At 38.1% G+C, this 11838-nt stretch carries 10 protein-coding genes and 1 pseudogene; 5 read left to right on the top strand and 6 right to left on the bottom strand.

The window, feature by feature from the left end:
* Positions 1-32 precede the first annotated feature (32 nt).
* Positions 33-1160 (bottom strand): ATPase, encoded by a 1128-nt coding sequence (locus Q1W14_RS15145; RefSeq protein WP_300702855.1) that lies wholly within the window; start codon positions 1158-1160, stop codon positions 33-35.
* 548 nt (positions 1161-1708) lie between these two features.
* On the opposite strand from Q1W14_RS15145, the pseudogene Q1W14_RS15140 reads away from it, so the two are divergent.
* The 4 genes and pseudogenes from Q1W14_RS15140 to Q1W14_RS15125 all read left to right on the top strand — a co-directional run.
* A pseudogene (locus Q1W14_RS15140) lies at positions 1709-4717 on the top strand (SusC/RagA family TonB-linked outer membrane protein); the annotation flags it as partial.
* Between the two features lie 13 nt (positions 4718-4730).
* Positions 4731-6209 carry a SusD/RagB family nutrient-binding outer membrane lipoprotein gene (locus tag Q1W14_RS15135; protein ID WP_300702852.1) on the top strand — a complete coding sequence of 493 codons (1479 nt, stop codon included), beginning with the start codon at positions 4731-4733 and terminating at the stop codon, positions 6207-6209.
* 28 nt (positions 6210-6237) lie between these two features.
* On the top strand, positions 6238-6921 hold the full coding sequence (locus tag Q1W14_RS15130; RefSeq protein ID WP_300702850.1) for an immunoglobulin-like domain-containing protein: 684 nt from the start codon (positions 6238-6240) through the stop codon (positions 6919-6921).
* Positions 6922-6933: 12 nt separating this feature from the next.
* Positions 6934-7437, top strand: coding sequence for a lipid-binding protein (locus Q1W14_RS15125; RefSeq protein WP_300702849.1), 504 nt, complete (start codon positions 6934-6936; stop codon positions 7435-7437).
* A gap of 62 nt (positions 7438-7499) precedes the next feature.
* Here Q1W14_RS15125 and Q1W14_RS15120 read toward each other — a convergent pair whose 3' ends face one another.
* The 5 genes from Q1W14_RS15120 to Q1W14_RS15100 all read right to left on the bottom strand — a co-directional run bounded on the left by Q1W14_RS15120 (position 7500) and on the right by Q1W14_RS15100 (position 11125).
* On the bottom strand, positions 7500-8147 hold the full coding sequence (locus tag Q1W14_RS15120; protein ID WP_300702847.1) for a MarC family protein: 648 nt from the start codon (positions 8145-8147) through the stop codon (positions 7500-7502).
* Positions 8148-8199: 52 nt separating this feature from the next.
* Entirely contained in the window at positions 8200-8898 is a 699-nt protein-coding gene (locus Q1W14_RS15115; protein ID WP_300702845.1) for a YjjG family noncanonical pyrimidine nucleotidase, read from the bottom strand.
* Between the two features lie 110 nt (positions 8899-9008).
* Positions 9009-9887, bottom strand: coding sequence for a hypothetical protein (locus Q1W14_RS15110; RefSeq protein ID WP_300702843.1), 879 nt, complete (start codon positions 9885-9887; stop codon positions 9009-9011).
* A 34-nt stretch (positions 9888-9921) separates the two neighbouring features.
* Positions 9922-10596, bottom strand: coding sequence for a 16S rRNA (cytidine(1402)-2'-O)-methyltransferase (rsmI, locus tag Q1W14_RS15105; RefSeq protein ID WP_300702841.1), 675 nt, complete (start codon positions 10594-10596; stop codon positions 9922-9924).
* A gap of 13 nt (positions 10597-10609) precedes the next feature.
* Positions 10610-11125: a hypothetical protein gene (locus Q1W14_RS15100; protein ID WP_300702869.1), complete on the bottom strand. Its 516-nt coding sequence runs from the start codon at positions 11123-11125 to the stop codon at positions 10610-10612.
* A gap of 109 nt (positions 11126-11234) precedes the next feature.
* Between Q1W14_RS15100 and Q1W14_RS15095 the strand changes: the two genes are divergently transcribed.
* Positions 11235-11837 carry a thymidine kinase gene (locus Q1W14_RS15095; RefSeq protein WP_300702839.1) on the top strand — a complete coding sequence of 201 codons (603 nt, stop codon included), beginning with the start codon at positions 11235-11237 and terminating at the stop codon, positions 11835-11837.
* The last annotated feature ends 1 nt before the right edge of the window (position 11838 follow it).

Raw genomic sequence — 11838 nt, 5'->3', positions numbered from 1 at the left:
AGGGAGATGTGTCAAAATACACATCTCCTTTCTTATTTAATATAGTTCCTTAGCCAACCTTCAAAAAATTTATCATATACTTTATATTCCCCAAGTTCGCAGGTAACAAAGTCTTTGTCCAGCAATCCCTTAATGGCACCTTGCACGGAACTTGCAGTTAGTTTGTATGTTCTAAGAAACTTGGAGGAAGTAATTTCTTTTGCTTTTCCCTCTTTACATATTGCTATCAGTACCTCCTTTTGCTTGGGAGGAAGTTGAAACAAGAGTGAGGAATAAGTAAAATTCAATTGCGACAAAATGTTATCAATAGCAAGGTCCACTTTATCAATAGTACAGATTTCGCCTGCACCTGTTATAGTATATAACACATTAGTTGCAAACTGAATATACCATGTGATACCTTCGAAACGATTATATACTTTCTGAATTGTCTCCTCCGTTATTTCCCTACCACTAGCTTCAAAATGCTTTTTTATAAATTCAGCATATACCATGACGTCAATAGGGCGCAAATCCATAATTGCCGTACTCTGATAGAATGGACGTGCCGGACTAGTGAATATCTCTCCCATCATATGTCGTTGCGATCCTGCATAAATAAATCTTGCATTAGTACAATGTTGGATGTGTGTACGTAATACAGCCTCAATATTATTTTCCGGATATTTGGCAATAACCTGAAACTCATCAATGGAAATCAAACAGGGTTTATCTGCTTTTTCCAAATAGAGGAATATTTCATCCAATGTTATAGCAGGTGATTTTATATCACCTATATCTAAATTCCAACTAGGATTACCCGAAAAATCAAAGGAAATACTGGTACGAAGTGAAGACAAGTAGTTCAGAAATATCTCCCACACTTTTCTTCCACGAGGTTTCAAACCATTTAAGATTCCCTTACCCAATTCAAAAACAAATTCTTGAAGGTTTTTAGTAGCATATATATCTATGAGAAAAGTATAATACTTATCCTTAATCTTTTTCTGCTGGAAACAATGCTCTATCAAACCGGTCTTACCTAGACGGCGAGGAGAAATTAATGCAATATTATTGCCATTCGTAAGATAGTTCGTCAGCATTCCTGTTTCAACGACACGATCACAAAAGTATTCAGCAGACACATAGCCACTGGTAATAAATGGGTTTATCTTTGACATACACAAACGTTTTATGCAAAGATAATTATTATCTTATTATAAAACACGTTTGCTACCTTCTTTATTCGTTATATCTTCGTGGATTTTTGAGATACAATTGTTCTAACCATTAAAAAAACACAAAAGGAACCAAACTTCTGATTACAATTAAAATGTCAACCATGAATACTTTTTAACAATTTACAGGTTAAAGGGTGAATGTACTAAAATACGATTACAAGTAATGAAATATATTGAATTACATCCATACTGCAAGTATTAATCAAAGATGTTCAATGTCAATACTTATCGTTTGTGTTTAAGTAGTATTTTTATGAATTCCATAATTGAAACTACAAACTCATAATAACATTAGTATCTCAACCACAACAAAATGCTTTTATTATTTAACTACTAAACAGTGTATTATCATATGCAATTAGTAGAAAACAGATGTTTAGATTTGCCCACAATACCTTTCTCAGAGTGCTGTAGAAGAGGTATCACAGAGATGAACAAGTACCTCCAAATTCATAAATAGCTATTTATCAATTAATTATATATATTATAGTTCTGCGAAGACTTTGCAGGTTTCATTCGTTGGTATGCAGTCACAAGAGGTGATCATCAAACCGATAGTCAAGATAATGCTAAAATCTGATAGTGAGTTACTTGACGAAGTCGTGGTTACAGCAATGGGTATCAAACGTTCAGAAAAAGCATTAGGGTATTCAGCTACTTCCGTTAATAATGAGCGCATTACTGAGACACGCACCTCAGATGTAATGTCCGGCTTATCCGGTAAGATTGCCGGTGTACAGATCTCTAATACTTCTTCTGACCCAGGAGCCTCTAACTCTGTTATTATTCGTGGTGTCAGCTCTTTATCAGGTTCTAACCAACCGTTATATGTAGTAGATGGAGTACCTTTGAATAACTCCTCTGTATATTCTACAGATGGTTTGAATAGTGGTTACGACTTTGGTAACGGCGCAAACGCAGTGAATCCAGATGACGTAGAAAGTATGACCATCTTGAAAGGTGCTGCTGCGACGGCTCTTTACGGTAGTCGTGCTGCAAGTGGCGTCGTTATGATTACTACAAAGGGCGGAAAGAAGAGTAAAGGTCTAGGCATTGAATATAATGGTGGATTACAATGGTCTACAGTTCTCCGTTTACCGGAATTCCAGAACGAATTCGGTATGGGATGGAATGGTGATCATACAGAATTAGAAAATGGTTCATGGGGACCTCGTTTCAATGGTTCAATGCAACTTTGGGGAAATAAATACAACAATTCACAGAAGTTGAAACCATACGTTGCAATGGAAGATAATATCAAAGATTTCTTCGATACAGGCTTTCGTTACAATAATAGTGTATCGTTTAACGGTGCTACTGACAAGAGCGAATATTTCGTATCTTTCTCGCAAATCAGTGATAACGGTATGATCCCGACCGATGCAGACAGTTATGATAAATACACATTCTCTGCCCGCGGCAGCCATAAAATGGGAGCGTTAACTTTTTCTTCTTCACTTAATTACTCATATCAGGAAAATAAGTTTGCAACTACCGGACAGGGATTGACAATGCTTAACTCTTTATACCAATCTCCACGTGATATTAGTATTATCGGTTTAGAAGACCAGAACGATATCTTCAACACACCAGGATATTTCTATACTCCTTACGGCGTAATGAACCCCTATTATATATTGAACAACTATCTGAATAATTATGATGCGGAACGTTTTTACGGCAAGTTTCAGGTAGATTATGATTTCTTGAAGTACTTCAAGTTCACTTATCGTATGGGATTAGACACTACTACGGGACAAAGTAATAAAGGTACGCCAAACTTGCACGCACTTTACTATACAGGAACTCCTAATGGTGAAGGCATGGGCAATAACAGCCCGTTCTATAGTGAAGAAGGTAGTTATAGCCAACAGGTAACTCGTCGTCGCGAAATTAATCAAGATATATTGCTGAGCTTCAGCATGCCGGTGAATGATTTTCAAATTGACGCTTTAGCCGGTTTCAACGGCAACGAAAGAAAATACAGCTACCTGTATTCCAAAGTTAGCAAACTGACTATTCCTACTTGGTTCAACCTCAGTAACTCTGCTGCTACTCCCACTGTAGATCAATATCTTTCTTTAAGACGTCTGATGGGTGCATTCGGACAAGTGGACCTTTCTTGGAAAAATATGTTGTATGTAACATTAACAGCACGTAATGACTGGTCTTCTACACTTCCAAAAGAAAACCGCAGTTTCTTCTATCCGGGTGTGACCGGTAGTTTTGTCTTCAGTGAATTGTTGAACGATGATATAAAAGACATTTTTACTTTCGGAAAGTTCCGCATGGCCTGGGGTAAAACAGGTAATGATGCCAATGTTTATATGACGAATCCGGTTTATGCACAATCATCCAACCGTATTCCATTCGGATATTTAAATTTCCCATTGGGAGGCGTGAATGCATTCTCTGCAGGAAACGTATTGGGCAGCAACACTCTGAGTCCCGAAATGACAACTGAATTTGAAGTTGGTTTGAATATGGCCTTCTTCAATAATCGCTTTTCTTTTGATGCCGCTTATTACAACAGAAACACGGATAAGCAAATCTTCTCATTATCAATGGACCCGTCTTCCGGTTTTACAGCACAAAACATGAATTTGGGTAAGGTAAGAAACAACGGTGTGGAATTATTAGTTAGTGGAACCCCTATCCAAACTCGGGACTTCTCTTGGACAGTAAGTTGGAACTTTACCAAAAACTGGAGTAAGGTTATCAGCCTGCCGGAAGAGTTGGGAGGACAAACTGTTATCTACGGTTTAAATGGTGGTACAACAATGTACGCCATTACAGGTGAACCGGTAGGTGTATTCAAAGCAGAAGTACCCAAACGTGACCCGAATGGAAATATCATAGTAAATGCCAGCAACGGTCTTCCTGTAGCAGACACAGAAACCAAAATTTGTGGTACGATGAACTATGATTACCAAATGGGCGTATCTACTACCCTAAAATATAAAGGAGTAAGTTTGAGTGCCGATTTGGACATCCGTCAAGGTGGTGTGATGTACTCTCGTACTAAAGATATCAACTACTTTACAGGTAATGCCATCCAAACGACATACAATGATCGTAACACTATGATTGTTCCAAATTCAGTCAATGAAATTATCGGTGCAGACGGCAGCGTGAGCTATGTAGAAAACACCACTCCTATTTCAGGTGCCAACATGCAGGCTGGTAATGGTGGTACATTTTGGGGAAATGGCGGTTTCGATATGGGTAGCTATAGCTTGATTGACAAGTCTTACATCAAATTGCGTTCTGTTGCCTTGAGTTGGGAATTACCAACTGTATGGCTGGCAAAAACTCCGTTCAAAGCAGTAAGATTATCTGCATTCGGAAACAATTTATTCTTATGGACTCCTTCGGACAATACATTCGTTGACCCCGAAATGTCTTCATTTGGTAACGATTTGGACGGACAATATGGTGAATATACAGCCAACCCAAGTTCTCGTCGATTTGGTTTCAACGTAATGGTTAAATTTTAATTGAGTAATGAAAATGAAAAAAATACTATTAACTACCTCCATCGCAGCATTGATATTCGCTAGTTGCGATTTGAATATAAATGATGATCCGAACTATCCCCAAAATGACCAAGTAACTTCGGATTTGATCTTTCCGGCTATAGCTGGTGAAATTGCATCGACTGTAGGCGGAGAAATCTATAATTATGCAGGTTTCTTCTCGCAATACTTTGAACAGATGCCCGAAGCAAACCAATACAATGCTCTGGCTACTTATTCTTTTATGGAAAGTTCACAAGAGATGGATTATTCTTACCGCATAATATACGCAGGTGCTTTGGAAGACGCCCAGCAAGTGCTGGACAAAAGTGTGAATCCCGCCGATCGTTTTGCTACTACCGTATTACGTGCTTACATCTTCCAAGTATTAGTGGATAATATGGGAGCATGTCCATATACAGAGGCATTGCAAGGGAACTCTAATCCAACTCCTAAATGGGATGATGGTGAGACTGTTTATAAAGGTGTCTTGGCAGAGCTTGACGTTGCAGAACAAGCTTTGGATGGCTCTACAATGGATTCACCTGATTTAGTATGCAAACAAGATATGAAACAATGGATCGGTTTCGCTAATGCTTTGCGCCTGCGTATGTATTTGCGTTTCATTGATGCTAACATAGATGCTTCTGCATATACAGATAAAGTAAAAGCATTGGTACAAGCTAATAATTTCTTCAGCGGTGATATCATGTTCGATGTGTTTAAGGATGAAGTGAATTTCCGTAATCCTTGGTATACAACCAGCACCTCTAATACAGGAAACCATTGTGCGGCTTATCCGATTGTCAGCTATTTGAAAGCTACTGCCGATCCACGCATTGCTTATGGAATGAATCAAGCTACTGCCACAAAAGATTTCGTAGGAGCAGTTCCAGGCGGACATGATGTATTGAAAGAACAGAAAAACAAAGATGTCAGCGCGATCAATGTGGGTATCGCAAAGACTAAACCGGTTTATTTTTTCACTCAAAGTGAACTGCAATTCTTGATTGCTGAAGTGAATGTACGTTTCTTGAACAACGATAGTGCAGCGAAAAACGCTTACGAAGCCGGAATAAATGCAGACTTTCTAGCTCGCGGTATGTCCGGTCAAGGTAATAGTATTTATGGCACAAATGGTGCAGTGGCATGGTCTAACGCAAATTCCAACAACGAAAAACTGGAATTAATCTATATGCAAAAATGGGTAGCGCTCTTCTATATGGATCACATGGAAGCATGGAGTGAAATCCGTCGTACAGATTGTCCGAAACTCTCTTCCTATACAGCCAAGGAAGTTTATGAGAACAGCTTGATTTATACTCCCGGTGAGTTGATAGCTCCTTGGACAAACGGTCTGGAAACGGGTGGATTAATCAAGCGTATGTTCTATCCGTTGTCCGCTCGTCAATACAATACCAATACTCCGGCAATAGTACCAGCAAGTACTCCTATCTGGTGGGATGTGAAATAAAAAGTAAATTGTAATATATAAAATGAATATGAAAAGATTGATATATAGTTTGCTGATATGTCTTGGAGTAATAACATTTACTTCATGCGAAAAGACTTCAGATGACATTTCAAAAGTGACACATTTCGCGTCTTTAGAATTGAAGGGCGATGATGTTATGAAAATAAAGTTGAACGAAGTATATACCGAGCCAGGCTATACGGCATCGGAAGGCAATGAAGACATAACCGACAATGTAAAAATAACAGGAGCTGTAGACAACACGAAGAGTGATATTTATACTTTGGTATACTCTGTAGCTAATGTAGATGGCTTCTCGGTTTCACAATCCCGTAGAGTATTGGTAGCAGCCTCAACATTTGCCAGCGCTTACTTTGGAGAAACAAAGGCAGGAACCCGTCATTACGTAAATGCCCCGATCCAGATTACAGATAAAGGAGATGGCACTTATGAGATAAATGACATCATGGGTGGCTTTCAGTTCTATGGTCTGAATCCAAGTTTTGCAGACGCTTATGATCTTAAAGCAGAAGCTATCATCAAACTAGAAGCTAACAATACCATTTCAATGGTAAAATTAGGTACTTGGGCTCCGGAGGTAGGCGTCACAGTTCTTGCCCTTAATAGCGGCAGCTATGATCCGGCTACAGGCGCAATAAACTTAAGTCTTAAATACAATACCAGTGAACTCTTGGTAACATTAACCAAATAAATAATTTGAAATATGAAAAAATATATAGCATTACTTTTATTTATAACGGTTTCATTTGCGTTTACAGCGTGTGATGACGAAACGGAACCGGGTGGAACTGCCGTTGAAAAAATGGCAGGTACTTGGTGGGTAACCATTAATGCAATTGTCGACGGACAAAAACAAGGTGACATTTATGGAGTTGGACATTTCCAAATGAGTACTTACAATACTGCAGCCAATAAAGCAACAGAAATGTGGATCGAAGACATGGGGAATTTTTGGAATTACAAATTGAAAGTAGATGTGGACTATACAGCACGAACATTCTCTACTAAAGAATTCATAAATAATGTTTCTTACGAATGTAAGGTGAAAATAATTGATGGAAAAATTCTAAAAGACGCAGCCACTACACCCAGCGGTATGCCAGCAGACAGTATTGTATACACAATACAGTTTGACGATGATGATCCATCTATATCTTATGAAGTAGCAGGATTCCGCCGTACAGGTTTCCCAGCTGATGACTTCTAATGATTACAACAGAAGTAAAAAAGGAGGGCAATGCGCTGCATTATCCTCCTTTCTTCATCTCTCTATGAAGATATTCCTTCTTTCAATATATCTAATAATATAGGCTTTGCTCCACTAACAAAACATTCGACTGCAATAACCATCAAGATAAGTCCCATCAATCGCATCATTACGTTATTTCCTGTTTCGCCCAAAACTTTCACCAATCGGGTTGAAGCGCGTAATATAAAGAAAGTGATCAAATAGATAAAAGCAATCATACCTATCAGGACTCCTTTCATTTCAAAAGAGTTGGCATCCTGCATCAGAACAATTGCATTTGCGATAGCACCCGGACCACACAACATCGGTATACCAAGAGGAGTGATAGAAATATCATCTGCATAAGTTTTAATTTCTTCATCTTTAAGTTTCATAGGGGTATAGCGGGCTTGTAGCATGTCGTAACCTATCTTGAAGATAATTACCCCCCCAGCAATACGGAAACCATTCGTAGAAATACCAAAGAATTTGAACAGAAATTGCCCAGCAAAAGCAAAAACCATAATTGTAACAAAAGCAACCAACGTAGCACGTGAAACGACCGCTTGCCGTTCCTTATCCGACATGCCATGCGTCATGGTCAAGAAAACCGGCATAGTTCCGAGAGGGTTCGTTAATGTGAAAAATGATGTAAAACAAAGCAAAGCGAAAGGTAAGATCGTTTCCATAGTCATATATTATACGTTTCTACTGACAAAAATACAACTAAATCTTACAATGTCACAAAATTTGCACTAAATCTTTTAAGCTAGTTACATGATAAGTGGGTCGGAAAGGAAACTCTGTTCTACCATTCACATTATAGAATGCCTGATGCATACCCACATTTTTTGCTCCGGTTATATCATTGTCCCAACTGTCACCTATCATTAGTGAATCCTTCAATTCTGATTGAGTGGCTGAAAGTGCAAAATGAAAAATTTCAGGCCAAGGTTTTAGTACTCCGATGTCATCCGACAGAATAACTTTTTTAAAATAATGAGCAATTCCAGCCGAACGCATTTTATGACATTGAAGTTCCTGGAAACCATTAGAAAGGATGTATAACTTATATTTCCCCGATAAATATTCCAGCAATTCTTTTGCAAACGGCATCAATTTACTTTTAGTTGGAATAACAGAAAAGAAATCATCAGAAAAAGCTTTTGCTAATGCAGCATCCGCAACACCAACAGCTTCCAATGGATACAGAAAACGTTGGCGATTCAAGTCTTCTTTTGTAATATGCCCATCACCATATTCCGCCCACAACTCCAAATTACGGTCTTGATAAATTTTATAATAATGTTCGAAAGAGTCAAAATAACGATCGTAACGATACTTAAAATACATTTCTTCAAATGTATCATGTGCATTTTCAGAAAAAGCCCACAAAGTATCATCAAGATCAAAAAACAAGTTTTTATATGAATAAGCCATAAATTATATATAAGACTAAAAAAATAAATTGCTGCAGAACTACACAGAGAAAGTGTCCTCTGTATAAATCTGCAGCAACTTATTTTCAATTAAAAATACACAATAAAGTGTTACTTCACTTGAATTACCAAATACTTAGATACACTCCAGAATTCTTTCGGATTGGTGATCTTCAAAGTAAGTTGTCCCTTATCGTCTTTTTCCAAAGAATAAGATCCCGTCGGTTGAGTTGTCAATATCTCAGCATCCTTAGAGTATAACTTAATTTCTTTTGTAGTACGAATATCCACCTGTGTAAAATAGTCCTTGTTGATATCTCCATCTTTCAGAACCTGTCCTTTCTTAAAGAGTCCTGTATTTGTCAAAATCTTCTGATCCTTCAACTCTTTCTTTGTTCCAAAAACGAACCAAGCAGTATTAAGAGCTTTGTCTTGTTCGGAAACCGTCTTAGATTTCGCTTCATTCTCAGCAGACAACATGTCTTTATCAGCAGATAATCCTGTCACAGCAGCATCCAACTCCTGAATACGAATATTTTTAGAAGCCAATTCTGCTTGCAATTCTTCTATACGCTGAGTCTTAGCAACTAATTCCTGAGTTAAAGATTCAACAGCTTTCTTCAATTGAGTAGAATTAGTCTTACTACTTTTCAGCATAGCTTGCAGTTTGGAAATCTGTTCTTTGTTTTCTTCCATCTGCTTACGGATGAATTCAATATCAGAAGTGATCTGCTCTTTAGCACTTAATGAACCTTCGGACACAGCACCACGTTGTAAATCCACACGGCTTTCGGCAGCATTGATTTGACGAAATCCTTCAGAAATATCATTAAAAGTTCCCATCATCTCATCCAATTCAGCATTGCGCTGTGTCAGTTCCATCAAAAGAGAATCATTTTCAGCTTTCAACTGGTCTTTACTACCACCTGAAAAACCATTACACGAAGCCATTACAGCACCGCATACAATCAAAACAGCTAACTTTTTCATACGCTTTTAATTTACGTTTTGTTAATGAAGTTATTTAATCGTCTATTCCTGCTACTACAATTACTATTTCACCACGAGGCTCATTGGCAGTAAAATGCTCAATTAGCTCTGTGAGAGTTCCACGAACAGTTTCTTCATGTACTTTAGAAATCTCTCGGGAAACAGATGCTTGACGTTCTGCACCAAAATGTTCCACAAATTGCGTCAAAGCTTTTACCAACCTATGGGGTGATTCGTAAAAAACCATCGTACGATATTCTTGCGCCAATGTTTTTAAACGTGTCATGCGTCCTTTTTTTTGTGGAAGAAATCCTTCAAAGCAGAACTTCTCATTTGGCAAACCAGACGCAACCAATGCCGGTACAAAGGCAGTTGCCCCCGGCAGGCATTGCACTTCGATGCCATTACGAACACATTCTCTTACTACCAAGAAACCAGGATCTGATATTCCAGGTGTACCTGCGTCAGAAATGAGAGCTACCGTTTCACCACTCTTTATTCTATTAACAACACTTTCCACCATTTTATGTTCATTAAATTTATGGTGGGATTGCATGGAGTTCTTTATCTCAAAATGTTTTAGTAAAATCCCTGATGTACGCGTATCTTCAGCAAGTATCAAGTCTGCCTCCTTCAATATCCGGATAGCACGGAATGTCATATCTTCCAAATTTCCCACCGGAGTAGGTACTACATAAAGTCTTCCCATATCCATCAGTGAATTAACAAAAGTATTTTTTAAGAAGTTCTATAAAATCAATTACTGCTTCATTTTCTTCATCAAGTTGTACCTCCGAATTGAAAATAACTATTGCTTTATTCAAATCAGGAGCTTCACCCAATAAACGCACTATTTCATTCATACGCAACGCATCACCGCCAAACAGTTCACGAGTAAATCGAAATGAATCATTCAAACTAATAGCATGACGAAGGTCTTTGGAGGGTTTAATACATTCTGCTAGAATAGGTGAAGATGAAGCTACGGGAGATAACATCGGCTCAGCAGCACTGGCAACAGATTGTTCTTCCTCATCTCTTATAACACGAGTTACAATCGGATTAATTTCAGGAATTTCATCTAATAATTTCTGTAGTTCATCCAAACGCATTTTCATTTGCTGAATACTACGTTTTGCTACTACTCGCAACGCCGAATTGGTATCACCTGCAATAGCCTGCATCAAACATTTCAATTCCTGAATGTCCAGTTCTATGTCGTTTAGTAAGGTTTGCATATTTTCTACACACTCCATGTTAATGCCGCAAATGTAGAAATAAATAATGAAATAATCTCTGAAAGCCAACAAAAGTATTACTTTTGCGCTAAATATAACACCTAAAACCATGGTAGTATTCTCGGAAGATCACATACAAGAGACCAAACGTAGAGGAAGAATTGAAGTCATTTGTGGCTCCATGTTTTCCGGCAAAACAGAGGAATTAATACGACGATTAAAACGTGCAAAATTTGCCAAGCAACGAGTAGAGATATACAAACCAGCCATTGATATACGGTATTCTGACGCAGACGTAGTATCCCATGATAGTCATTCAATAGCTTCCACTCCTATAGATTCGTCTGCAAGTATTTTATTATTTACTTCTGAAATCGATGTTGTTGGCATTGACGAAGCACAGTTTTTTGATAATGGTTTAATTGATGTATGTAATCAACTTGCAAACAATGGAATACGTGTCATAATCGCCGGGCTGGATATGGATTTCCGTGGAGTTCCATTCGGTCCTATGCCAGGACTATGTGCCATTGCAGATGAAGTCTCCAAAGTACATGCTATTTGTGTAAAATGTGGACAATTGGCATCTTTCTCCCACCGCACGGTAAAAAACGATAAACAAGTTTTGCTGGGTGAAACTGCTGAATACGAACCGTTATGCCGGGAATGTTATCAGCAGGCTATCAAAGAAGATCAAAAGAACATACAGTAAT

Origin of the sequence: Bacteroides sp. (assembly GCF_030151085.1) — a bacterium.
GTDB lineage: Bacteria > Bacteroidota > Bacteroidia > Bacteroidales > Bacteroidaceae > Bacteroides.
The sequence above is the reverse complement of the archived record's forward strand: the minus strand, read 5'-3'. Positions and strand labels throughout refer to the sequence as shown.